The organism is Halomonas sp. HP20-15, assembly GCF_033446685.1.
Taxonomy (GTDB): Bacteria; Pseudomonadota; Gammaproteobacteria; order Pseudomonadales; family Halomonadaceae; genus Modicisalibacter.
Window position 1 is genome coordinate 89,754 of sequence record NZ_JAWQLY010000012.1, and the last position, 24,489, is coordinate 114,242.

19 protein-coding genes are annotated in these 24,489 nt (G+C 65.5%); 8 read left to right on the top strand and 11 right to left on the bottom strand.

The features are described 5' to 3' along the window. Window positions 1–6: 6 nt before the first annotated feature. From R6258_RS15400 to R6258_RS15415, 4 genes are all read right to left on the bottom strand, one after another. Window positions 7–669, bottom strand: a complete 663-nt coding sequence (locus tag R6258_RS15400) for an alpha/beta hydrolase (RefSeq protein WP_318452535.1) — start codon at window positions 667–669, stop codon at window positions 7–9. Between the two features lie 59 nt (window positions 670–728). Further along, the gene (locus R6258_RS15405; protein WP_318452537.1) at window positions 729–2,498 is read right to left on the bottom strand and encodes an SLC13 family permease; all 1,770 of its coding nucleotides are present in this window, start codon (window positions 2,496–2,498) and stop codon (window positions 729–731) included. Window positions 2,499–2,593: 95 nt separating this feature from the next. Further along, the gene (mdoH, locus tag R6258_RS15410; RefSeq protein WP_318452539.1) at window positions 2,594–4,600 is read right to left on the bottom strand and encodes a glucans biosynthesis glucosyltransferase MdoH; all 2,007 of its coding nucleotides are present in this window, start codon (window positions 4,598–4,600) and stop codon (window positions 2,594–2,596) included. A gap of 22 nt (window positions 4,601–4,622) precedes the next feature. Continuing rightward, window positions 4,623–6,314, bottom strand: a complete 1,692-nt coding sequence (locus R6258_RS15415; RefSeq protein WP_318452542.1) for a glucan biosynthesis protein — start codon at window positions 6,312–6,314, stop codon at window positions 4,623–4,625. 162 nt (window positions 6,315–6,476) lie between these two features. Here R6258_RS15415 and R6258_RS15420 point away from each other — a divergent pair, with 162 nt between their 5' ends. Beyond that, entirely contained in the window at window positions 6,477–8,057 is a 1,581-nt protein-coding gene (locus R6258_RS15420; protein ID WP_318452546.1) for an alkaline phosphatase, read from the top strand. Here R6258_RS15420 and R6258_RS15425 read toward each other — a convergent pair. Beyond that, window positions 8,051–9,163 carry a hybrid-cluster NAD(P)-dependent oxidoreductase gene (locus R6258_RS15425; protein WP_318452553.1) on the bottom strand — a complete coding sequence of 371 codons (1,113 nt, stop codon included), beginning with the start codon at window positions 9,161–9,163 and terminating at the stop codon, window positions 8,051–8,053. The two genes, R6258_RS15420 and R6258_RS15425, sit on opposite strands and share 7 nt — an antisense overlap. 338 nt (window positions 9,164–9,501) lie before the next feature. On the opposite strand from R6258_RS15425, the gene R6258_RS15430 reads away from it, so the two are divergent. From R6258_RS15430 to R6258_RS15440, 3 genes are all read left to right on the top strand, one after another. Beyond that, the gene (locus tag R6258_RS15430) at window positions 9,502–10,794 is read left to right on the top strand and encodes an aromatic ring-hydroxylating dioxygenase subunit alpha (RefSeq protein ID WP_318452556.1); all 1,293 of its coding nucleotides are present in this window, start codon (window positions 9,502–9,504) and stop codon (window positions 10,792–10,794) included. A gap of 48 nt (window positions 10,795–10,842) precedes the next feature. Further along, entirely contained in the window at window positions 10,843–12,897 is a 2,055-nt protein-coding gene (locus R6258_RS15435; RefSeq protein WP_318452557.1) for an NADH:flavin oxidoreductase, read from the top strand. Between the two features lie 147 nt (window positions 12,898–13,044). Beyond that, the gene (locus R6258_RS15440; RefSeq protein ID WP_412176388.1) at window positions 13,045–13,602 is read left to right on the top strand and encodes a flavin reductase family protein; all 558 of its coding nucleotides are present in this window, start codon (window positions 13,045–13,047) and stop codon (window positions 13,600–13,602) included. Window positions 13,603–13,677: 75 nt separating this feature from the next. Here the strand turns inward: R6258_RS15440 and R6258_RS15445 are convergent, their stop codons facing one another. From R6258_RS15445 to R6258_RS15460, 4 genes are all read right to left on the bottom strand, one after another. Beyond that, window positions 13,678–13,917: a hypothetical protein gene (locus tag R6258_RS15445; RefSeq protein ID WP_318452569.1), complete on the bottom strand. Its 240-nt coding sequence runs from the start codon at window positions 13,915–13,917 to the stop codon at window positions 13,678–13,680. A 298-nt stretch (window positions 13,918–14,215) separates the two neighbouring features. Continuing rightward, window positions 14,216–14,611, bottom strand: coding sequence for a DUF4168 domain-containing protein (locus tag R6258_RS15450; protein ID WP_318452573.1), 396 nt, complete (start codon window positions 14,609–14,611; stop codon window positions 14,216–14,218). Window positions 14,612–14,774: 163 nt separating this feature from the next. Next, window positions 14,775–16,085, bottom strand: coding sequence for a pyridoxal phosphate-dependent aminotransferase (locus R6258_RS15455; RefSeq protein WP_318452575.1), 1,311 nt, complete (start codon window positions 16,083–16,085; stop codon window positions 14,775–14,777). A gap of 44 nt (window positions 16,086–16,129) precedes the next feature. After that, window positions 16,130–17,041: a MurR/RpiR family transcriptional regulator gene (locus tag R6258_RS15460; RefSeq protein ID WP_318452577.1), complete on the bottom strand. Its 912-nt coding sequence runs from the start codon at window positions 17,039–17,041 to the stop codon at window positions 16,130–16,132. A 185-nt stretch (window positions 17,042–17,226) separates the two neighbouring features. Between R6258_RS15460 and R6258_RS15465 the strand changes: the two genes are divergently transcribed. Continuing rightward, the gene (locus R6258_RS15465) at window positions 17,227–18,237 is read left to right on the top strand and encodes a lipid A deacylase LpxR family protein (protein ID WP_318452578.1); all 1,011 of its coding nucleotides are present in this window, start codon (window positions 17,227–17,229) and stop codon (window positions 18,235–18,237) included. Between the two features lie 102 nt (window positions 18,238–18,339). Here the strand turns inward: R6258_RS15465 and R6258_RS15470 are convergent, their stop codons facing one another. Both R6258_RS15470 and dctP read right to left on the bottom strand, forming a co-directional pair. Further along, window positions 18,340–20,538, bottom strand: a complete 2,199-nt coding sequence (locus tag R6258_RS15470) for a TRAP transporter large permease subunit (protein ID WP_318452580.1) — start codon at window positions 20,536–20,538, stop codon at window positions 18,340–18,342. A gap of 142 nt (window positions 20,539–20,680) precedes the next feature. Continuing rightward, entirely contained in the window at window positions 20,681–21,850 is a 1,170-nt protein-coding gene (dctP, locus tag R6258_RS15475) for a TRAP transporter substrate-binding protein DctP (protein ID WP_318452582.1), read from the bottom strand. A 342-nt stretch (window positions 21,851–22,192) separates the two neighbouring features. Between dctP and R6258_RS15480 the strand changes: the two genes are divergently transcribed. From R6258_RS15480 to R6258_RS15490, 3 genes are all read left to right on the top strand, one after another. Then, window positions 22,193–22,654 (top strand): DUF4174 domain-containing protein, encoded by a 462-nt coding sequence (locus R6258_RS15480; protein WP_318452583.1) that lies wholly within the window; start codon window positions 22,193–22,195, stop codon window positions 22,652–22,654. Next, entirely contained in the window at window positions 22,651–23,583 is a 933-nt protein-coding gene (locus R6258_RS15485; protein WP_318452585.1) for a DMT family transporter, read from the top strand. Before R6258_RS15480 ends, R6258_RS15485 begins: the two co-directional genes overlap by 4 nt. A gap of 134 nt (window positions 23,584–23,717) precedes the next feature. Next, window positions 23,718–24,488: an EAL domain-containing protein gene (locus R6258_RS15490; RefSeq protein ID WP_318452587.1), complete on the top strand. Its 771-nt coding sequence runs from the start codon at window positions 23,718–23,720 to the stop codon at window positions 24,486–24,488. The last annotated feature ends 1 nt before the right edge of the window (window position 24,489 follow it).

Genomic DNA, 24,489 nt, shown 5'->3' on the forward strand with positions numbered 1-24,489 from the left:
GCGCGCTCAACCCAGTCGTTGGCCCAGCCAGTCGCCGATCACCCCGATCTGCTCCGGGCATAGCGCGTGGGCCATGGGAAAGCTGCGGTATTCGGCGGGCACGCCCAGTTCGCGGACCTTTTCATAACCCGCGCGGCCCAATTGTTCGGGAACCACCGGGTCGAAGGTGCCGTGATGCACGGCGGTGGGTAGGTCCAGGTTGGCGGCTGCCAGCCGCAGCGAATCGGCGGTGGCGAAATAGGTCGACAGCGCCAGCAATCCGGCCAGCGGCTCGGGATAGCTCAGGGCCGCCTCGTAGGCCACCGCGCCGCCCTGCGAGAAACCGGCGACGACGATCCGCCGGCTGTCGATGCCGGCCGCACGCTGGGCATCGATCAATTCATGGACGTAGCCCGCCGAGGCCTTGAGCTGCACCTCGTCGACCTCTCGGGAAAGATCCATCGCCAGAATGTCGTACCAGGCCGGCATGCGCATCCCGCCGTTGACGGTCACCGCGCGCTGCGGCGCGTGCGGCAACACGCAGCGTAGCGCCAGGCCTTTGGGCAGGTTGAGTGCCGGCAACAGCGGAGCGAAGTCGTTGCCATCGGCGCCCAGCCCGTGCAGCAGGATCAGCGCCGCATCGGCGCTCGCGCCGTTGCGCGGCTCGATGATCAATGGCTCTCGGGGCATGTCTTCTCCTCATTCGATCGATCGTTTGCGCCAGCCTATCACGCCGCCCGGCCAGGCGGTCAGAAGGGCCAGAAACGCGGTATCAACAAAAGCGCCGTGGCCCCGACCAGCAGGTCGAGCAACCCGCCCACGCGCAGGAAATCGCCGAACCGATAGCCGCCCGGGCCATAGACCATCAGATTGGTCTGGTAGCCGATCGGCGTCAGGAAACTCGCCGAGGCGGCGAACATCACCGCGATGGCGAACGGCATCACGCTCACCCCCAGGCTCTCGGCCGCGGTGGTCACCACCGGGAAGGCGATCACCGCCGCCGCGTTGTTGGTGACCAACTCGGTGAGCAGCGCCACCAGCACGTAGCAACCGATCAATAGCAGATACGCGTCGCCGCCGGCCAGGCCCAGCGCCTGGCCGGCGATCGCGGCGGCGGCGCCGGAGCTCTCCAGCGCCGCACCCAGGCCGAACGAGGCGGCGATGGTCAGCAGTACCCGGGTATCCAGCCCGCGTTTGGCCGCGCCCACCGTGCAGCAACCACTGAGCATGCTCAACGCGGCACCCAGCATCGCCGCCTTGAGCATGCTCATCACGCCCAGCGAGGCCAGCAGCACCACGCCGGCGAGGATGCTCCAGGCCAGCCAGGCCTTCTCGTGGACGGGCCGTGCCTGGCCGTTGATCTGGCTGACCAGCAGGAAGTCCCGCGACTGGCGATGGCGCTCGATGAACGGCGGACGCGCCTCGAGCAGCAGCACGTCGGCCGGCTGCAAGCGGATCTGGCCGAGATTGCCGGCGACCCGCTCGCCGTTGCGGCACACCGCGAGCACCGCCGCGCCGTAGAGCGTACGGAAATGCCCCTCGCGGATACGCTGACCGATGAACTGGCACTGGTCGGAGACCACCGCCTCGACCAGCCGACGCTCGCGAAAATCCTTGCTCAGGCTCGACTCGCCGAGGCTCGAGGGCTGCAGGCCACGGACCTGCTGGAGTTCGACCGCCGCGTCGCGGGTCCCGGCGAAGATCAGCCGGTCGCCGCCCTTGAGCTTCTCGCCCGGGCCGACCACGCTGACCACGTTGCCGTCGCGCTCGATCTCGACCAGAAACAGCCCGCCGAGGTGACGCAGCCCCGCTTCCTCGACCGTCCTGTCGACCAGCGGTCCGCCAGCGGCCACCGCCATCTCGATGGTGAACTCGCGAGGGTTCTCGAAGGCCTGGTCGGCACTGCGCCGGCTCGGCAACAGGCGATTGCCGAGGCATAGCAGGTACACCAACCCCACCAGGGTGACCGGCACGCCGACCCAGGCGATATCGAACAGACGCAGCGTCAACTCGGGATAACGGTCGCTGAGCAGGCCATGGACCACCAGGTTGGTACTGGTGCCGAGCAGCGAACAGGTGCCACCGAGGATCGAGGCGAAGCTCAACGGCATCAAAAAGCGGTGCGGCTGCATCCGCAACCGACGACTCCAGCCGATCACCGCGGGAATGTAGGTAGCCACGACCGGCGTGTTGTTGACGAAGGCGCTCATAAAAGAAACCGGCAGCAACAGCCGCCAGGAGGCCCGCCACTCGCTGCTGGGGCGACCCAATACGTAACGTATGATCAGATCGATGCCACCGGTCTCGCGGATGCTGGCGACCAGCACGTACATGAACGCCACGGTGAACAGGCCGCTGCTCGAGAAGCCCGCCAGCGCCTGCTGGGCATCGATCACCCCCAGCACGAACAGCAGGATGACCCCGCCCAGCAGGATGATGTCGGCGCCCAGGCGCGTGGTGCCCATCAGCACGAACACGGCGATGACGGTGGCGAGCGCTATCCAGGCATCGAGAGGCATGGCGGTCCTGCATTACGAAGGGAACGTAACGCATTCTGACCGCCTCGCTTTAGATCATGAAGTTATTTGTAGAAATGTGGCTATGCCGAAAAGAATTAAGCATCCTGCTTGCCCGGATACGGCGCGCCGCCTAGCCCCCAGGGCGCCTTCAGCGACTGGACGGGCATCTCCTGATGACGTTCGCCTGCCGGCAGCAGCGCCTCGGCCGGAGTATCGTCAGTGGCGGAGGATGCCGCAGGCCGGTGCTCCAGAGCTTCCAGCCTCTTCAGAACCTCCGGCGTATCGACATCGGCCGGGATACACATCAGGCCACAGCGGCGCAGCCATTCACCGCCGCGAATACTGCTGGTGTAACGCAGCAGCGGCGCCGAGAGCACCATGCCCAGCAGCACCGGCGACAGCCACCAGAAGAACAGCGGCGCGTAGTAGTAGCTGATCACCCCCCAGACGATCCCGATCAGCGTCATCGCCCCGGTTCGCCGCCAGGCGACGCTCCACGGAATCAGTCGCCCGCCACGCACCTGGGAACTCCACGACACGGTGCGCCCAATCAACACGCTGATCACGAACCAGGCGTGGAACGCCATCATCAGTGGCGCGATCAATACCGAGAAGATGATCTCCATCAGCGCACTGACGGTCAGCCGCAGGCCGCCGCCGAAATCGCGCCGACGCTGCTGCAGGCCGACCACGATGCCCAGCAGCTTGGGCAACAGCAGCATGATCACGGTGATCGCCAGCAGCGAGGCAATCATCGCCACCCGCGACTCGGGCCATTCGGGGAACAGCTGGTATCCCGAGTTGAAGAAGCGCACCTTGGCCAGCGCATTGAAGACCGCATCCACGGTACTCAGGCTGAGCATGATCAGCCACAGCAGCGAGGCGACATAGGCCAGCGCGCCGAGCAGGAAATGCAGGCGGTTGATGGGGTGCAGGCGCTTGGCGAGCAGCAGCCGCAAGTGCTGCATGTTGCCCTGGCACCAGCGCCGATCGCGCTTGGCGTAGTCGACCATGTTGCCGGGCAGTTCCTCGTAGCTATCCTCGAGGCCGGCGTGCAGCCGCACCTCCCAGCCGGCGCGACGCAACAGCGCCGCCTCGACGAAATCGTGGCTGAGGATCTCGCCGCCCATCGGCGCCTTGCCGGGCAGCGATGGCAGCCCGCAGTGCTTGACGAAGGCCTCGACGCGAATGATCGCGTTGTGGCCCCAGTAGTTGGCGGTATCGCCCTGCCAGACACTCTGCCCGGCCGCCAGCATGGGGCTGTAGAGGGTCGCCGCGAACTGCAGGAAGCGCCCGAACAGGGTGTTCGAACGCACCGGCAATGGCACGGTCTGCAGCAGCCCCAGGCGCGGGTTGGCCTGCATCGTCGCCGCCATGCGCACCAGCGTGCGCCCGCCCATCACGCTGTCGGCATCGAGAATCAGCATGCTCTCGTAGTGCTGCCCCCAGCGCGAACAGAAATCCGCCAGGTTACCCACCTTGCGACCGATATTGCGCTCGCGACGGCGGTAATAGAGGGTCAGGCCGGCCGGGAGACGCCGACGCAGGGCGGCGGCGGCACGCCGCTCGGCCTCGGCGACTTCGGCATCGGTGGTATCGCTGAGCAGGAAGACATCGAAGGCCGCCGACTTGCCGGTGTCGATCAGCGACAGGCAGGTCGCCTCGAGCCCGGCGATCACCCGCTCGGTGTCTTCGTTGTAGACCGGCATCAGCAACGCGATGCGTCGCTCGGGATCGAGCGTCTCGTCGAGCGGCGCGGCACGCTTGAGCGTCAGTGGGTCGCGCTTGCAGAAGACCACCAGGAACCCGACGATACCGGTCCAGAACGACACCGCGATCCAGGCGAACATGCACACGAACAGCACCAGGATCGACAGCTCGAGCACGGTCAGGCCATTGGCGCGCAGGATGTCGAACATCATGTAGGCACCCTGCAGACTGGTCAGCAGCGACAGGGTGAAGAAGATCAGCCGGCGTAGCCACAATAACGGCATGCGCTGGTGATCGGGAACACCGGGCTGGGCCTCGGTCGCCGTGTCGCCGGTCATGTCCTCCACCCGATTCGTCTGCTCGGCGACCGGCGAGTCGGCGTCGTGCTTCACCGTTCGGTCACGAGAATCGTTTTCACAAGGCATCGGGATTCCACAAATAGCTCCAGGTTTCGGTCAGGCGCCGGCCACGCAGCTGAAGTTCGAGCTGCATGTCCGCGTTCTCGCCCTGGGTGGCCAGCTTGAACGACGCGCGCCAAGTCTTGCCGTCGGGCAACTGGCGAACCTTGAGCTCGCTGACCTCGCCCTGCGACACGTTGAGATTGGCCTCGACCGGCTGTGAGGCGGCCAAGCTCGAGAGTTCGTCGCCACCGCGGAAGTCGACGATGAACCGGCGCAGGTCGTGAGACGGCGGATCCGCCTGGTCGGGATTGGCGCCCCAGCCATTGCGGACCCTTACGACCCGGCCCAGGGTGTGCTCGGGCACCGCCTCGCCGTAGGTTGAAAGCCGGTACTGGTAACGACGTTGGTCGCCGGCCTGGAACTCGGCATCGGGCACCCAGTAAGCAACGATGTTGTCGTGGATTTCCCGCTCGGTGGGAATCTCGACCAACTCGACGCCGCCCTCGCCCCAATCGCCCTCGGCCGGCCGCACCCACAGGCTGGGGCGATTCTGATAATCGGCTTCCAGGTCCAGGTAGTGCTCGAAATCCCGGTCGCGCTGCATCAGGCCGAAGCCGCGCGGCGAATTGTCACGCAGTTGGGTGACGTTGAGCGACGGCGGGTTCGACAACGGCCGCCATAGCCACTGGTTGCCGGACGTGTACATCTGCACGCCATCGGAGTCGTGAACCTCGGGGCGGAAGTCGTCGTAATCGTGCAGGCTGTTCTCGCCGTGCAGGAACATGCTGGTCAACGGAGCGATGCCCAGCTTGCCGACGTTCTGGCGGGCGAATAGCCGGGCGTCGACATCGATAACGGTATTGTTGCCGGCATGCACGTCGAAACGATAGGCCCCCGTCACGGAAGGGCTGTCGAGCAGCGCGAACAGCGTCATGTCGGCGTCGTTGGGCTCGGGGCGCACCAGCCAGTAGGCGCGAAAGGCCGGAAACTCCTCGCCCCCCTGCGTCGCCGTATTGACCGCCAACCCGCGCGCCGACACGCCGTACCCCTGCCCCCGGCCAACCAGCCGGAAATAGGAAGCGCCGAGAAACACCACGATCTCGTCCTTGTAGTCGGGGGTATTGATCGGGAAGTGCAGGCGGAACCCGGCGAAGCCCAGCTTGTCGGGGTCGATCCCGGCAACCAGATCCTTGAGCGGCGCGGCGCTATTCTCGTAGCTGAACATCGCCGGGTCGAAGCGGACTTCGTCGATGTGCCCACCCTTGAGCACATACATCTCGACCGGGTCGTCGTAGAGGAAACCGGGATGGAAGAACTGCACCTCGAACAAGCGGTCATCGCGCCACAGCGCATGCTCGTTGCGGTAACGGATATTGCGATAGTCGTTGTAGCTGAGATTCTTGAGTTTGTCCGGCAGGGGCGACTGCGGGGCGCTGTAGGCGCTGCCCGCCAAGCCCTTGGCACGCTCGATGACGCGCTCGAAGAGCATCTCGGGGATCATTTCCGGTTCGGGCTCGGGCTGCTGCTGGGCCGCGGAATCGCCCTGCCCCTCCGGAGCCGAAGCGTCGGATGAGCCGTTGTCCTGTGGCGACGCGTCGCTCCCCTGTTCCTGCTGGCTCTGGCCAGCGGGTTCCTGCTCCTGGGCCTCGGCGACGGTCATCCCCAACGAGAGGCCGACCAACACCAGGCATTGCCACACCTTCATGTGTAATTCCTCATCCCTTAATGGACCAATGCGACCCCTCAGTTCCTACACACTCAGTCCCTGCACACTATAGCGATTGATTTTTATTAGTGCGTCGATGCCATAGCATGGAATCCTGCCACGCTCCGGTGGTCAGCTGCCTGTCAAGCGTGGGGTAATCTTTTGTATCATAACCTGTTGGCCTTGCTCGCCATCAATTTCCTGCTACTGGGACCCCGGCTACTCGGCCATTCCACTCAGCCAATTTGGGTGGCACTCGAGGCGCTCTGGCTGATTGGCCTGCTGAGCCTCGTCGGCCGCCGCTGGCGAAGCCGGCTCGCCGTCGTCGCCAGCGTGGCACTGGGCCTTGTGCTGCTGCTCGCAGGCGCCGACCAGCTGATTCAACTGAGCCTCGGCCGGCCCTTCAACCCCTGGCTCGACCGGGCCCTGCTGCGCCCAGCCTATCATTTGTTAGTCGATAACGTCGGCTGGGGCGTTACTTGGTTGCTCCTCGCGGCTGGCTCGGCGGCCGCCGTCGCCTGCCTGTGGCTGATCGCCCGAGCACTCGCCCGCGTCCGCCCGCTGACGCTGCCCCTCCGGGCTCGCCGTGCCGCGCTAGTGGCATGGCTGGCCGTGTTCCCAGCCCTGCCCGAACTCGCCGATCACACCCGCACGCTCGCTACGCCAAGTCTGACCCTGCTTGCCGAACATTGGCAGCAGGGGCGCGAAACCCGCCGGGCGCTGAGCGATTTCCGCCGCCAGCTCAAGACGTCCGACGGGCCGCGGACACGGCCGTTGCCCGGCCTCGCAGGGCGTGACGTGACGCTCGCCTTCATCGAATCCTACGGCATCTCGGCGCTCACCGATGCACGCTACGCAGCGACGCTCAAGCCCCGGTTGGCCGACCTGCAGGCACGCTTCGCGGCGACCGGCCTGCACGTCGCCAGCGCGACCGTCACCGCGCCCGTTCAGGGCGGACAGTCCTGGCTTGCGCACGCCAGCGTGCTCAGTGGACTGTGGCTGACCAGTCAATGGCATTACGACCTATTGCTGAGCGCCGGCCATTCTACGTTGATCGATGATTTCTCCGCTACCGGTCATGGCACGTTGGCAATCATGCCGGCGATCACGGCCCCCTGGCCGGCCGGCCGACAACTGGGTTATCAACGTATTCTCGCGGCCGCCGACATGCCCTATCGCGGCCCCGCGCTCAACTGGGTGACCATGCCCGACCAGTTCACCTGGCGGCACTTCTCGAGAGTCCGCCGCGCACAACCGCAACCGCTGTTCACCGAGCTGGCGATGATCAGTTCACACGCGCCCTGGACGCCGATCGTGCCGCTCGTCGACTGGGAGAAGGTAGGCAATGGCAGGATCTTCAGGGCATGGGCCGATGCCGGCCCCACGCCGGAAGCGTTGTGGCAGGACAGCGCCCGGGTACGCGATCACTATGCGCGATCACTCGATTACGCCCTGGCGGCCATGGGCGGTTTCGCCGAGCGTTACCTGGGCGCCGACGAGCTGCTGATCGTGCTCGGCGATCACCAGCCGGCACCGCTGATCACCGGTGAGGATGCCAGTCGCGACGTGCCGATCCACGTCATCAGCGGCGATCCGGCGCTGATCGAACGTTTCGTCGCGGCCGGGTTCGCGCCCGGCCTGGAGCCGCCCGCGGGCCCTGCTCGGTGGCGCCAGGACGAGCTGCGCGGGCTTCTCCACCGACTGTTCGGTGGAGAAGCGACAATGCCCGTCGCGGCTCAGTAGTCGATCACCACGTTGCCCTTGGGCCGACTGCAGCAGGAAAGGATATAGCCCTCGGCGACATCCTCGTCGGTGATCCCGCCGTTGTGGTCCATCTCGACCTCGCCGGCCTTGAGCCCCACCCGGCAGGTGCCGCAGATGCCCATCCCGCAGGCCTTGGGAATATGCAGGCCGAGCTTGGCGGCGGCGGCGTGCACCGTCTCGCCCGGCTGGACGCGTACGCTCTTGCCGGAGCCGGCGAATTCGACCTGCACCAGTTCGGCGTAATCGAGCTCCTCGGCGGCGGCCTCGGCCTGCTCGGCGAGTTCGCGCACGTCCTCGCGTACATCGAGCGGCGTAGCGCCGAACGACTCCTCGTGATAATGGCTCATGTCGAAGCCGTTGGCGTGCAGGATGTGCTTGATGGCGTTCATGTACGGTGGCGGCCCGCAGCAGAAGATCTCGCGCTCGAGGAAGTCCGGCGCCATCATCTCGAGCATCGGCTGGGTCAGATAGCCGCGATAGCCGGCCCAGGCCTCGCCGATGTCGTCCTTGTTCTCGCAGATCACGTGCAGCTTGAACTCGGGTATCCGCGAGAACATGTGCACCAGCTCGCGATGATAGATGATGTCGCGCGGACTGCGCGAACTGTGCACGAATTCCAGGTCGACGTTGGCGTTGGTGTCGAAGAACCAGCGGGTCATCGACATCAGCGGCGTGATGCCCACCCCGCCGGAGAGCATCAGTACCCTGTCGGCCGGAAAGTCGATGGAATTGAAGTTGCCGACCGGGCCGTGCACGACCAGTTCGTCGCCCACCTTGAGAACATCGTGAAGCCAGTTGGAGACCTGGCCGCCCGGCAGACGCTTGACGGTGATCGAGAAGCTGTAGGGAATCGACGGCGAACTGGAGATGGTATAGGAACGCATCACCTGCTCACCGTCGATCTCGAGCTCCAGAGTCACGAACTGGCCCGGCTTGAAGAAGTAGAGCACCGGCTGTTCGGCCATGAAGCAGAAGGTACGCACGTCCCAGGTCTCCTGGATCTGCTTGACGCAACGCACCTGATGACGGCCGTTGGTCCAGGTCTGGGTAGTGACCGGGTTGAAGAAGTTGGTCGTGGTTGTCATCGCTGTCTCTACCTGCCGGAACATGGGCCGCCGTACGCCACCGTCTCGCCCACCCGAGATCCGTGGCGCTTTCGCGCATTCTGGGCACAGCCGGACGCGACGACTTGTCTGCCAACGACGCGCGCATGCCACGCCCATCCAGGATGCGTGAGCAAATCGAACGATCGCGTCGCCCTGGTATCGGCCGATGTCGCGCGCAGATAATCGCCCGCCGCGGCGCCCACCCACAATCGGCGAAACTAACCAGCGATACGGACATCGCCAAGCCGACACATTTCGCATGACACCCCGACACTGACCGTGCGCCGCCCCGGGCTGGCGCCGTATGAGGACGTAGCATGGACCCGATCGTCTCTTCCCCGCTCGACGACCCGCTGGCCGCCGTCAAGGAAACCACCGCCAACCTGCTCCACGAGCGGCAGCGCAGCTTCTCGCTGCCCCAGCCGTTCTACAACGACGCACGACTGTTCGCGCTGGACATGCAGGAGATCTTCGCCAAGGAGTGGCTGTTCGTCGCCATGACCTGCGAAATTCCCGCCAAGGGCAACTTCGTGACCGTGGAGATCGGCAACAACTCGGTGATCGTGGTGCGCGGCGCCGAAGGCGAGGTGCACGCCTTCCACAACGTCTGCCGCCACCGCGGCTCGCGATTGTGCGTCAAGGACAAGGGCAAGCTCGCCAAGCTGGTCTGTCCCTATCATCAATGGACCTACGAGCTCGACGGCCGGCTGCTGTTCGCCGGCAGCAACATGGGCAGCGACTTCGACCTTGGCGCCTACGGCCTCAAGCCGGTCAACGTGCGCACCGCCGGTGGCTTCATCTTCATCAGCCTGGCCGAGCACCCGCCGGCGATCGACGACTTCCTGGTGACCCTCGAGCACTACCTCGAGCCCTACCACATGGACGACGTCAAGGTCGCCGTCGAATCGAGCATCGTCGAGCAGGCCAACTGGAAGCTGGTGATCGAGAACAACCGCGAGTGCTATCACTGCAACGGTGCGCACCCGGAACTCCTCAACAGCCTGCAGGAGTTCGACGACACCGACGACCCCCGCGCCACGCCTGACTACAAGGCGCTGGTCGCCCGCAAGCAGGCCGATTGGGACGGCGAGGCCGTGCCCTGGCAGCTCAAGCGTTTCGGCAAGCGCAACCGCCTGACCCGCACGCCGCTGCTCGACGGCACCGTGTCGATGACCATGGACGGCCAGCCGGGCTGCAACAAGCTGATGGGACGGCTGACCAGCGCCGACATGGGGTCGCTGCGCATCCTCCACCTGCCCAACTCCTGGAATCACTTCATGGGCGATCACGCCGTGGTCTTCCGCGTGCTGCCGCTCGGCCCGCAGCAAACCGTGGTCACCACCAAGTGGCTGGTGCACAAGGACGCCGTGGAGGGCGTCGACTACGACCCCGCCGCGCTGCGCCGGGTCTGGGACGCCACCAACGACCAGGACCGGCGTCTCGCCGAGGAGAACCAGCGCGGCATCAACTCGATGGCCTACGAGCCCGGCCCCTACTCCGAAACCTACGAGTTCGGGGTCATCGACTTCCTCGACTGGTACAGCGAGCGGATGCTGGTCAACCTCGGCCACGCCCCCGCGCTGCAGCTCGCCCAGGGACAACAGGGATAAACGGCGGGCCGTCGACGACGGCCCGCCAGCCCCACTGGAGATTCGCCGATGCCCAGCGTCTCAGATCCCCTGTTGCAGCCCCTCTCCCTGCGTCATCTAACGCTCAAGAATCGCATCGTCAGCGCCGCGCACGAACCGGCCTATTCCGAGGACGGGCTGCCCAAGACGCGCTACCGGCTGTATCACGAAGCCAAAGCGCGCGGCGGCATGGCCATGACCATGATCGGCGGCAGCGCGGTCGTAGCCCCGGACAGCCCGCCGGCGTTCGGCAACCTGCTGCTCTACAAGGACGAGATCGTACCGTGGCTGGCCGAACTCGCCGATGCCGTGCATCAGCATGACTGCGCGGTGATGTGCCAGATCACCCACCTCGGCCGACGCACCCGCTACAACGCCGGCGACTGGCTGCCGGTGGTGGCCGCCTCGGGGCTTCGCGAGCCCGCCCATCGCGCCTTTCCCAAGGTCGCCGAGGAGCATGACCTCGCGCGCATCGTGCGCGGCTACGCCGATGCCGCCGCGCGCTGTCAGGCCGCCGGGCTCGATGGCATCGAGATCGAGGCCTACGGGCATTTCCTCGACGGCTTCCTGTCACCGTGGACCAACCGCCGCGACGACGCCTACGGCGGCACGCTGGCCAACCGGCTGCGCTTTCCATTGGCGGTTATCGAGGCGATACGCCAGGCGGTCGGCCCGGCCTTCATCGTCGGCATCCGCCTGGCGGTCGACGAGTTGCTGCCCGGTGGGCTGGCCCGCGACGAGGGCCTGGAGATCTGTCGTCTGCTCGAACAGGGAGGGGCGATCGACTTTCTCAACGTGATTCGCGGGCACATCGACTCCGACGCCGGGCTCGCCGCGGTGATCCCCAACATGGGCGCGGCCTCGGCGCCGCATCTGGCCTTCGCCGGCGAGGTGCGCCGCGCCGTCGGCCTGCCGGTACTGCACGCCGCGCGCATCAACGACGTCGCCACCGCGCGCTACGCGATCCGCGAAGGACTGCTCGACCTCGTCGGCATGGTCCGCGCGCACATGGCCGAGCCCAACATCGCCGCGCTGATTCAAGCCGACGCCGAGCAGCGCATCCGCCCCTGCGTGGGCGCCGGCTACTGCATCGACGGCATCTACGAGAACGGCGCCGCCTATTGCATCCATAACCCGGCCACCGGCCGCGAAGCGACGCTGCCGCAGGTGATCGTTCGCGATGTCGCGACGCCGCACCACGTGGTGGTGATCGGTGCCGGCCCGGCCGGACTCGAGGCGGCGCGCGCCAGCGCCGAACGCGGCCACCGGGTGACGCTGCTCGAAGCCAACGCCGAAGCCGGCGGCCAGGTGCGCATCGCCAGCCTGCTGGCGCGACGCCGCGAGATGCTCGGCATCACCGAGTGGCGCCTCGCCGAATGCCAGCGGCTCGGCGTCGAGCTGCGTTTCAACTGTTATGCCGAGGCCGAGGACGTGCTCGCGCTGGAACCGGACACGGTGATCGTCGCCACCGGCGGGCTGCCTCAGGTACATGCCGAACTCGCCTGCGGCGAGGCCTGGGTGCAGTCGAGCTGGGATGCCCTGGCCGACCCGGTGCGCGCCGGCGAGCGGGTATTGGTCTTCGACGATCACGGCGGCTTTGCCGGGCTGTCGGCCGCCGAGCATCTGGCCGGCCACGGCGCCCTAGTGACCCTGGCTACACCCGAGCGTACGCTGGGCATCGAGGTCGGCGGCACCAATAGTCCGGCCTTCATCGCCGCCTTCGACCGTCATGGCGTCAAGGTACATCTAAACCGCACGCTGAGCGCCGTCAGCCGCGGCGCACAAGGTCTCGAAGCGACGCTGACCAGTGCCTACTGCGGCGACATCCACGAGACGCTCAGCGTCGATCGGGTCATCGCCGAGCACGGCACTGCGCCGCTCGACGGGCTCTATCACGATCTCAAGGGCCATTCGCGCAATCTCGGCGAACTCGACCTCGAGGCCTTCATCGCCATCGCCCCGCAGCGTCTGAATCGCCACCCGGGCGGTCACTTCGCGCTGTTTCGCATCGGCGATGCCATCGCCAGCCGCAACGTCCACGCCGCCGTCTACGACGGCCTGCGCCTGGCGCTGGGAATCGGCTGAACGCTGGGCTGGACGCCGCCGGCGGCTCATGGTGGGATGGCAGCTTGCCATTTTGACCGTCACGAGGCCCCGATGACCGCCACGTCCAATGCCGACCCGGCCTTTCACGATGTCGCCGAGCTCGATTCCGCGATCGTCTATCGTCTGATGTCCGGCTCGATCGCGCCGCGCCCGATCGCCTGGGTATCGACCGTCGATGCCGAGGGCAACGCCAACCTGGCGCCATTCTCATTCTTCAACGTGGCCAGCGTCGATCCGCCGGTACTCGCCTTTGCGCCGCTGCTCGACGGACAGTCGCGCAGCAAGGATACGATCAACAACCTGCGTGCGGTCGGCGAATGCGTGGTGCATATCGGGGGCGAGGCGTTGATCGAGGCGCTCAACGCCACCAGCGCCACCCTCGCCCCGGGAGAGGACGAATTCGTGCATGCGGGGCTGGAGAAGGCGACGCTGGGCGATCTCTGCGTTCCGCGCATCGCCGCGGCGCCGATCGCCTTCGGCTGTCGGCTCTACGAGATCATCGACTTCGGCGAGCGGCCGCGGGCCGGTCGCCTGGTACTCGCCAAGGTGGTCGCCATCCATGCCGACCCGGCGGTCTGGGACGGGCGCCACGTCGATATCGAGACGCTGCGCCCGGTGGGCCGCCTGGCCGGCGCCGACTACTGCCGCACCAGCGATCTGTTTGCGCTCGAACGCCCGGCCTGAATGGCCGGCGCCCGCTGGTTCGATCGTCGTGGGCTCACGCGCGCGACCATCGCGGGTCCAGTTGCGAACTCAGGTTCAAGAAAGCCCCGTCAGCAGAAATTCCTCGATCGCCTGACGCACCGAGGGCAGCATCACTTCGCGATGCCGCATCAATTCGCGCACCGTATCCTCGAGCCCCGGCACCCCGACTTCGCGATGCTTGCACAGCGCCATGCGCGCGCAGGTCTGCGGGCAGGCGTCGTCGCTCACGCGCACGCCGAGCGCCTGAATACGTGCACGAAAGTCATCGCCATCGATCAAATCGACGATCATCATAACCGGCCTCCCTAATCAGCCTGTCCGCGGTCAACGCCTCCCGCGATAGTCGCTCCGTGCGCGGCGTACGGCAATCCCCTCGTCGCTTCGCACGCCGACGGTGGCGGGCATTGCCATGTCGAGGTCGCTACAGTTCAAGCCTAGCCAATGATTCGAGAAGCCGTAGCCAAAAGAAGGGCCGCACCGGTTAGCCCGGTGCGGCCCTTCTTGCACATCTCTCTCGCTTACCGGTTTTTAGTACCGGTTTGCCGGTCTCATCGACCGATGCGTCGCATCGGCTGCAACGAGATTCAATCGCTTATGACTGACCGGCCATGCCCTGAACCTTCTTCATAAGCTCGGGGTCCTGCTGAACCGCCTGGCCAATGGCGTTGAAGGTTTCGACGGTCAGGCCGCTGTCTTCGACGACCGCGACCATCTTCTCGTTGGCTTCCTTGCGGATCTGTTGCTGTTTGGACTGATCTTCCGCCTTTTGCAGACGCTGGGTGTAATCCTGCGAGATAGCGGCGATCTCCTGCGAGGCATCGGCAAATTGCTGGAGCTGCTCGTCAGTGAAGTCCTGCGCGGTCGGCGCGGCCTGCTGCTGGGCGGCATTTTCGCCACTTGCTTGCTGGGTTTCCTGGGCCATGGCCGGTGCGGAAACCATGCCCGCGGTCAGTAGTGAGGCAGCGAACAGTGCAGTGATCTTGCGCATGTAAATCTCCAATACTCATGTGTAAGCGTGTACCTGTGACGACGAGTGACGGCCAAGGTTCCTGAAATTCTTGTAACACATTGAAAAATCAAGTTCCCGGCACATGACTTGCGTCGCACGGTAGCGACACCTCATGGCAGCGTAACAGCCCGCTGCCCACGCGTCAGTCCCGCTCGAGCCAGGCGACGATCGCATCGATCCCGTCCCGCGTGTGACGCAGCGCTGAAAGCCCCAGGACTTCGCCGGAGGCAGCGAGCAATTCGCCGCCATCGAAATCCACATAGGCCAGCCGCACCGTCAGCTGCTCCGGCGGGCAACCGAAGGCGCTCCCCGGCAACAGTGCAACGCCCGCCTCATCGAGCAACCGCCGGGTCAGCTCGTGGCTGGTATCGATGCCACGCGCCGCCAGTCGCTGGCTATGGGCGGCGAAGTCCGGAAACACGTAGAAGCCGCCATCCGGCACGTGAGTGCGCACTCCGGCGGCATTGAGCCGCGCCGCGCACCAGCCACCGACTTCGCCGAGCACAGCGCGCTGGCGTTGCAGATAGGCGTCGAGCTCGGGACACGCGGTATAGGCAGTGATAGCGGCCTGCTGGATGGGGCTGGCGACGCTCGACCAGGTCTCCGAGGCGACACCGAGCAGGCGCTGGAACAGCTCGTCGCCCAGCGCCGCGGGCACGTGCGCCACGCCCAGCCGCCAGCCGCCCGCGCCACACCATTTGGACAATCCTCCGGTGGTCACCGTGCCCTCCGGATAGTCGCGGGCGAAGGCGCGATACTCGCCGCGGTGATGGAGCAAGCCGTAGATCTCATCGGCCAGCACCACCACGCCGTGGCGGCGTACCACCTCGGCCAGGCGCTGTTGGGTCTCGGCATCGGGCGCCAGCCCGGTGGGATTGCCCGGTGCGTTGTGAATGAGCACCTTGAGCCGCTCGGGCCGCTCGCGGCAATGCCGCTCGAGCGTCTCCGCAGTGACTTGCCAGCGGTCGTCGTAACTGGCCTCGAGGCGCACGGCACGCTGCCCGGCCATGCGCGCCTGCGGCGCGTAGGACACCCAGGCCGGCGCGGGAATCAGGATATCCGCCGCCGGCAACGACTTGATCAATGCAAACAGCAACAGTTTGCTGCCCGGGCCGACCAGCACTCGCTCGGCGTCCCAGCGGGTTTCATCGACACGACTCTGAAAGGCCGCGACCCGTTCGCGCAGCGCCGGCAATCCCTGCACCGGCAAATAGGCCTTTTGTGCGGCATGCTCGGCGAGCGCCGACACCACGGGGGCGAATACCGGGAACGGCGACTGGCCGAAGCCGAACTTGTAGACCCGTCGACCGCCGGCCTCGAGCAGCCGCGACTGCTCGTTGATCAGTAGTGTATCGGATGACGGCGTGGCCTCATCGGCCTGTGCATAGCTCGCCCGCAAGCGAGCGGCGACGGTCTTGTCGGAGTCAACGGGGACATCGGTTGCGCGGGTCATGCAGGCCTCCTCGAAGGCACGAAACGGGAAATGATCGGCAAGGTTCACTCGACGCCCAGCCGGGCGATCAACGCCTCGCGACGCCGGATCGACGCCACGGCGGCGTCGCCGAGCCGCACGGCGACGCGCGACAGCAGCATCTCCACCAACAGGAACAGGCTGCTCATCGGATTGAAGAAGAACGGTCCCTCGGCCGGCGCCACCAGCCGGCAGTCGGTAAGCCCCGCCAACTGTGAACGCGGATGATTGGTCAATGCCACCAATCGTGCGCCCTGCTCCACGGCCAGCCGACAGTAGTCGACGCTGGTCCGCGTCTCGGGACGAAAGGCGATGCCCACCACCAGGTCGTCGGCATCGAGCGCGAGGGCCTGTTCGACGCCGACGCCGGCCGTGGTCGACACCAGTTGCACGTCCTCGCGCAGATAATCGAGGTAGTAGGCCAGATAATGCGCCGCGCCGAAGCTCGCACGCAGGCCGATCACCTGGACCCGGCGTGCGGTCGCGAGACCTTCGGCGGCGCGCTCGAGCATGGCGTCATCGAGGCCCTCGACCGCGCCCGCCAGATTGCTCATCTCCTGTTCCCAGAGGGCCCGGTGTTGCGCGGCATCGGGGCGCATCGCCGGCGTTTCGCCGAAATCCAGCAATCGCTCGGCACGCGTGGAATAGAAAGTGGAACCGGAAAGGTCCTCGCGGAACAGCGCCTGGAAGGCCTTGAAGCCGGTAAAGCCCAGCGCCCGCGACAGTCGCGTCAGGCTCGAGGGATGGACGGCGTGCTGCTCGGCGAGTTGCGAAATGGTCGATAGCCCGACGCGTTCGGGGGTGGCGAGCAGTGCCTTCAGCAACGCCTGCGCCTTGGGCGAGAGCGCCGGCGCGTCCTGATCCCGGCGGGCAATACGCGTGGCCAGCGCCTGCAAATCGACGAGGCTGGCGGGAGGGTTAAGAGTTTCGGTGACCATGACGCTCTCCGGGGGAACTGATTGCAGGGTAGGATGGAGGCGGCACATTTGCAAATTAATTTGCAAATGTGGAATTTTATTTCCAAACGCTTTCTATCCACCTTCCAGTTGGTGGCTATCTCCGAATCTGCTAAATTGGATAATCAACATACACATCCGTATGTTTCGTCACTCAAGGAAGAGCCATGCCTCGAAACGTCCCCTCCGTCAGTCGACCACGGCCTCGCCTGCTGCTCGCCGGCCTGCTCAGCGCGACGTTCTTCGCGCCACTGGCCAACGCCGAAAGCCTCTATTCACTCAAGGTGACCAACGACCTGTTCTCCTCGAGCGATGACGGCCACTACACCAGTGGCGTCGACCTGATGCGCATCGCGACCCCCGAGGCCGATCACTGGTCGCGACGCCTAGCCGAGTGGCTACCCGGTTGGACGGCGAACGGCATGGACGCCATCGGCTATCAATTGAGTCACCAGATCTACACCCCCAAGGCCATCGAGCGCCGTGAGCTGATCGAGGACGACCGTCCCTATGCCGGGCTGCTGCTGGGCGGGCTCTCTTTGTTCGACGACGTTCAGCATGACGGCTGGCGCGAGGCGTCGATGCTCAATCTTCAGTTCGGCATGGTAGGCCCCATCGCGGGCGGCGAGCCGCTACAGAACGGCGTGCACAAGGTCCTCGACAGCGACAAGCCGCGCGGATGGGATCATCAGCTGGAGAACGAACCCATCGTCAACCTGGGCTGGAACAAATCCTGGTGGCTGCAGAACCGCTGGGCCGGGCTGGAGTGGGAATACGGCCCCAGCGCCTCGTGGCAGGTGGGCAACCTCTACGACTACCTGGGTACCGGTGGGGCGATCCGTTTCGGCGACGGGCTCGACAAGAGCTTCGGCATCCCCAGCGTGACGCCGGCACTGAGCGGCAGACAGGGCTTCAGCGCCAATCGGGGATTCGGCTGGTACGGCTTCGTCGGCGTCGAAGGTCGCTACATGGCGCACAACCTGCTGCTCGACGGCAATACCTTCGAGGACAGCCACAGCGTCGATCGCCGCGAGTGGGTGGGCGACGTCACCGCCGGCGCGGTGGTGAGCTTCGACCGCTGGCAGTTGGCCTTCACCAACGTCTGGCGCAGTCACGAGTTCGAGGCGCAGGAGGAAGCCGATCACTTCGGCTCGATCACCCTGTCCACCTGGCTCTGATCGCCGGTACAGCGCAGCGCTTCGCAACATCCGCCTTCGCAGCAGGCACATCGAAAAAAATGGGCGCCCCCAGGGGCGCCCGTTTGAGTACCGCGGCCCCGGCTAGCCGTAGACCAGATTGGGCAGGTAGGTGATCAATGCAGGGAACAGGATCACCAGCAGCAGGCCGAGCGCCTGGATGCCCAGGAACGGCAGTGACGAGCGGAAGATCTGCGCCATGGTGATGTGCGGCGGACACACTCCCTTGATGTAGAACAGCGCATAGCCGAACGGCGGGCTCAAGAACGACATCTGCATGTTGACCAGGTAGATCACGCCGAACCACAGCGAGACGTCTCCCACGCCGACCCCCGGCAGCCCCATCAGGCCATCGAAGGAGAGCGGCTGGATCAGCGGCACGAAGATCGGCACCGCCAGCAGCAGAATACCCACCCAGTCGAGGAACATGCCCAGCGCGATGAGCAGGATCATCATCACCGCCAGCACGCCGTAGGGTCCGAGCCCGGCGCCCGAGATCAGTTCCTGGACGAAGTCCTGACCGCCCTGGAGAATGTAGAAGCCGACGAAGATGGTCGCGCCGAAGATGATCCACATCACCATCGCGGTGGCCACCAGCGTAGTCATGCACGCCGCATGGAGGTTGGGCCAGGTCAGCCGGCCGTGCATGGCCGCCACCACCAGCGCGCCCAGAGTGCCGATGCCCGCCGCCTCGACCGGGGTGGCAAGCCCCGAGAAGATCACCCCCAGCACCACGATCACCAGCACGATCGGCGCGAGCATCTTGCGCAGCAGACGCAGCTTCTCGGCGGTATCGACCCGATCTTCGGGTGACAGTGGCGGCGCCGCCTTGGGGTTGAGCGTGCCGCGCAACCAGCAGTAGAAGGCATACATGCCCGCCAACAGCAGCCCGGGTATCAGCGAACCGAGATACAGCTCGCCCACCGACTGCTGGGCGACCACGCCATAGATGATCGCCAGAATCGACGGCGGAATCAGGATTCCCAGCGTACCGCCGGCCATGATCGAACCGATCGCGATCTCGGGATCGTACTGCCGCTTGAGCATCGCCGGCAGTGCGATCAGGCCCATGGTCACCACCGCCGCGCCGATCACCCCGACCATCGCCGCCAGCAGCGTGGAGGCCACGATGGTGGCGATCGCCAGTCCGGCCTTGAGCCCGCCCATCCACTTGTAGACGGTATCGAACAGCTCTTCGATCAATCCGGCCTTCTCCAGCACCGCCGCCATGAAGATGAACAGCGGAATCGCCGAGAGCTGATAGTTGGTCATCATCGGGAAGATGCGCGAAGGAAGCAGGTTGAGCATGAACTGGTCGCCGACCAGATACAGGAACACCACACCCAGCCCACCGGTGACGAAGGCCAGCGGCAGGCCGGCAACCAGCACCAGCATCAACGAGCCGAACATCAGTCCGGTCAGCGTGCCGATTCCCACGTTGGCCAGGCTGTTCTCGATACTCAGCGGGAAATGCTCGTAGTCGTTGACGACCACGTTGATGATCTCGTGCAGCGCATACACGGCCAGCACCGCTCCCAACAACAGCATGGCCCAGGCGAAGATGGCACCGCCCTGGTGATGCCGGCGCGCATGCTGGAAGGCCTGGCAGTCCTTGATGAATTGAGCGATGCCCTGCAGCAGCAGCAGCAAGCCGCCTAGCGCCAGTGTGGACTTGATCGGGTAGTACTGGATCGCCCATTCGGTGAACGAGGTCTCGTTCGAGTAGCTCTGACCGAAGAATACGGCGTCCTGGCTGACCGACTGGGCGAAGAAATTCCACCCCGTGGAGACCAGCGCCAGCACGAAGATGAAGAAGAACACCGAGGTCATCAGGTCCAGCGCGGCCCGTGTCATCGGCCCGGCGCGCACATAGAGGATATCGACGCGAACGTGGCCGCCTTCGCGCAGCGCGAAGGCCCCAGCCAACAGGTACTGCATGCCGAACATCAGGAACATCGACTCGTGCGCCCAGTTGGTCGGCGAGTTCAGGGCGTAGCGAACGAACACTTCGTAGCAGTAGACGAACGGCGCGATCAACGACCAGTAGGCGACGTAGCGACCGGCGAAGCCGGACACCTTGTCGACGCCCCGGGTAAAGCCGTTGCCCGGCGGGCGATAGCCTTCATCAGCCCCGCCGACCGGCACCTCGGCGGTGGTCGAACCGCTGACCGTGGCGCCCCGCCGGAAGCTGCGATCGACGCAGAACATCACCACCAGCGGCAATACCAGCAATAGCGACCAGTACAACCAATGCGGCAATACGAAATTGACCTCGAGATTCATGAACCCTCTCCCGTGGCGACGGCGGGCGTCGAAAACGGTGTGACTGGACGTTGTCGTCCGGGTGAAAGAAGGTGATTCGCTTGTCCGCGAGCGCCGCCACCTGGCATGTGGCAGCGCTCATGGAGGGTGCGGTCAAACCCCGTCAGGAGTTGAGCTGATGCCCCTGGAGATCCTCCTCGGTGACCAGCGCGACGGCGGGGTCCTGCATGGTATCGAGGTGCGCCTTGAACAGCCGCGCGGCGTCGGCATCCTTGTTGGCCCACTTGAACCACAGTGGGATGGCCGCCTTGCGGAAGCGGTCGGCATCGTCCTCGGTGAGATGAATGATCTCGACGCCCTTCTCCTTGTACTTGGGCCAGGCCTCGGCGTTGGCCGCCTGGATCGACTCGTAATGCTCACGAGAGTAGGCCGCCACCAGTTCGTGCATCAGATCCTGAACCTGCGGCGACATACGCTCGAAGACCCGCCGATTGATGCCGATGTCCATCAGGTCGACCGCCTGGTGCAGGCACGGCGTCGATGGCGGCCCCATGATGATGTAATCGGTCACCTGCCAGAAGCCCAGTTCGTAGTTGACCGCCGCGCCGGTGTAGTCGGAGGCGTCGATGGTGCCTTTCTCGAGTGCCGGATAGACCTCCGAGCCGGGCAACAGCGTGGTCCGCGCGCCGATCGAGGCGAAGGTCTCGGCGACGATGCCGCCGGGCATGCGAATCTTGAGTCCGTTGAAATCGTCGAGGCTGCGCAGTGGCACCTTGGAGTGGATCAGGTTGAGGTCATGATGGACATGGCCGAGGAATTCCTGACCCTGCTTGTGGTAGAGATCCTTGGTGATACCGAAGCCGCCGTAGGCGCCGAACATCATGTCCCACTGGTGAGGCATCGAGAGCCCCATCGGATAGGCGGTCAGGAAGACCCCGGCGGGCATCTTGCCCGGCCAGTAGACGGTGAACCAGTTCTGCCCTTCGAGCACCCCGTTGCGTACCGCATCGGCCACCTCGAAATCACCGGCCACCGCGCCGGCCGGAAACGGCTCGATGCTCACCTCGCCGCTGGTCAGCTCCTGGACCCTGTTCGCCCAGGTCTCGAACGTCTTGTAACCGGTGGTGCCTGGCTGCCAAGAGGACTGCATACGGATACGGATGCCCTGCTGCGCCTGGACGCTGCCGACCCACGGTGCGGCGACGGCCGCCGCCGAGCCCAGTGCCGCGCCCTTGAGGAAGGTACGCCGGCTGGCCGGCTTGGCGGCTGCGCTGGTGGGCTGAGAGACGCTATCCTGATCGATGGTCGCCGGCTGGCGTGTCTTATCGTGCATGGCGATGTCTCCTGGGGAGTCGAGCCCACCCGAAGCGAGCGAGCCTTGTTGTTGTGCGGTTATCGTGTGCTTGCCGCGCTGTGTGTCCCGAGAATTACAGTAGCCGAGTAGCGTTGGCGCGCCATCGTTTTCCTCAACGCTAAAAGCGTCCCAGCCGTCTGAAAACACGGCCAAAATGGTTCCCGACCGCGCCACCACCGGGCCGCTCTGGTCCGACCAATTTACCGTCGAAAATCACGTTTTAGACCAAAGCACGACCTAGAGACGGCATTTTCACGCCGCGCTGGCATGCCGGGCACCGATCTGGTGTGCTTGTCCGATCCATTACCCGAGGAGCCCGCGATGTTCCGCCATCTGCGCCCCATGCTGTGCAGCCTGTGTCTCGCGACGATGCTACTGGCCGCCCACGCCGCGGCCGCCGAGAACCCCGCCAACCCGCTGGTCACCGACCGCGGCCTGTTCCGTCCATTGATCATCGTCGCGCCAAGCGCCGCCGATCCTGATTTCCGGCGGATGCGCGAGCGGCTAGCGACGCGTCAAGCCGCCTTCGATCAGCGGGAGATGCTGCTCTACACCATCGCCGGAGACTACGGCGAGCGCGCCGGCAAGCCGATGACCGACGCCGAGGTCAGCGCCCTGCTCGAGGCCATGGACGTCGACACCCAAGGGCCCACGACGGTGATTCTGGTCGGCAAGGACGGTGGCAAGAAGATGCAGCTCGAGGGGTTCGTCCCGCCGCAGCAGGTCTTCGATATCATCGACCGTATGCCGATGCGCCGGCGCGAATCGGGGCAACGTTCATGAGCGCCTCGCCACCCTCCGCCGGTACGGAGTCGCCCTGGCTGAAAACCATGCCGGGGCTATTCGTGCTGCTCTGGAGCACCGGCTTCATCGGCGCCAAGTTCGGCCTGCCCTATGCCGAGCCGTTCACCTTCCTGTTCATCCGCTTCGTGCTGACGCTCGCGGTGCTGCTGCCGCTGGTATGGCTGCTCAAGGCCTCGTGGCCACGCTCCCGCGCGCTCTGCGCCCACGTCGCGGTGACCGGCCTGCTGGTCCATGCCATCTATCTGGGCGGCGTGTTCTATGCCATCGAACTGGGACTGCCCGCCGGGCTGGCGTCGTTGCTGGTGGGGCTGCAGCCCTTGTTGACCGCCGCGCTGGCCCTGCCGCTGCTCGGCGAGCGCCTGGTGGCGCGCCAGTGGCTTGGGCTGGGGTTGGGACTGGTGGGCATCATGCTGGTGCTCGGCGGCAAGCTCGCCCCCGCCGCGGGCCACCTGTTCGACGGCTTCGGTGCGGCGGCGCTGGCCTGCGTGCTCGCCTCGCTGGTGGCGATTTCCGTGGGCACCCTGTATCAGAAGCGCTTCTGTACCGGCGTGCCGCTGCTGGCCGGCAGCGTGATCCAGTACCTGGCCGCGGGTGTCGCGCTGGGTGCCGGCGCGCTCTTGCTGGAAAGCAGCGAGGTGACCTGGACGATGAGCTTCGCCGCGACGCTCGCCTGGCTGGTGCTCGGCCTGTCGGTAGCCGCCATCCTGCTGTTGATGGCGCTGATCCGGCGCGGCGCGGCCTCGAAGGTCGCCAGCCTGTTCTACCTGGTCCCGCCGCTCACCGCGCTGGAGGCCTGGTGGCTGTTCGACGAGACGCTGGGCCCGGTGGCGCTGACCGGCATGGCGATCAGCCTGACCGGGGTGGTATTGGTATCGCGCGGCCAGGCCGCCCCCAAGGCTCGCCGCTAGCTGCCGATAAGAGAACGAATGAAGCGTCGCATGGGCGACCACTCAGGTTATATCGTCCAACCCCGCGTCCGGGGTATATCACTTGCAGCAGGCCGCGCGCCTGTGCGGTCCATAAACAGGGAGCGAAAACTACAATGACTCACTGCGCAAGGGTCGAGAGCCACTGCGGACGCTGCGACAAGCCGCTGCCGTTCGAGTTCACCATGGCCTTCCAGCCGATCGTCGATGTCGAACTGCGTCGCGTGGTCGCCTTCGAGGCGCTGGTACGCGGCCCCCGGGGCGAATCGGCCGGACAGATCCTCGGCCAGGTCGACGAAAGCCTGCTCTATCGTTTCGACCAGGCCTGCCGGGTCAAGGCCATCGAGCTGGCCAGCCAGTTGGACATGCAGGAAAAACTGTCGATCAACTTCCTGCCCAACGCCGTCTATGAACCCACTGCATGCATCCAGGCCACGCTGGAAGCCGCACAGCGCGTGGCCTGGCCCATCGAGCGCATCAATTTCGAGATCGTCGAGAGCGAAGCCGTCACCGACCGCGCCCACCTGCGGCATATCGTCGACAGCTATCGTGAAATGGGCTTTTCCACCGCGCTCGACGACTTCGGCACCGGCTACGCCAACCTCGACCTGTTGACGGAACTGCGCCTCGACACGCTGAAGCTCGACCGCCAGTTGGTCATGCAGATCGATAGCGACCCACGCCGCCAGGCGATGGTCCACGCGGTGATCGCCATGGCCGCCGACCTGGGCTGCCAACTGATCGCCGAAGGCATCGAGACGCTGGCCGAGGCACGTTGGCTCAAGCGCGCCGGGATCGCTCGCCAGCAGGGTTACTTCTTCGCTCGCCCGGGCCTCGAGTCGTTGCCCGAGGTGCCCGCGGCACGTTTCGCCGAACTGGACGCCTGAG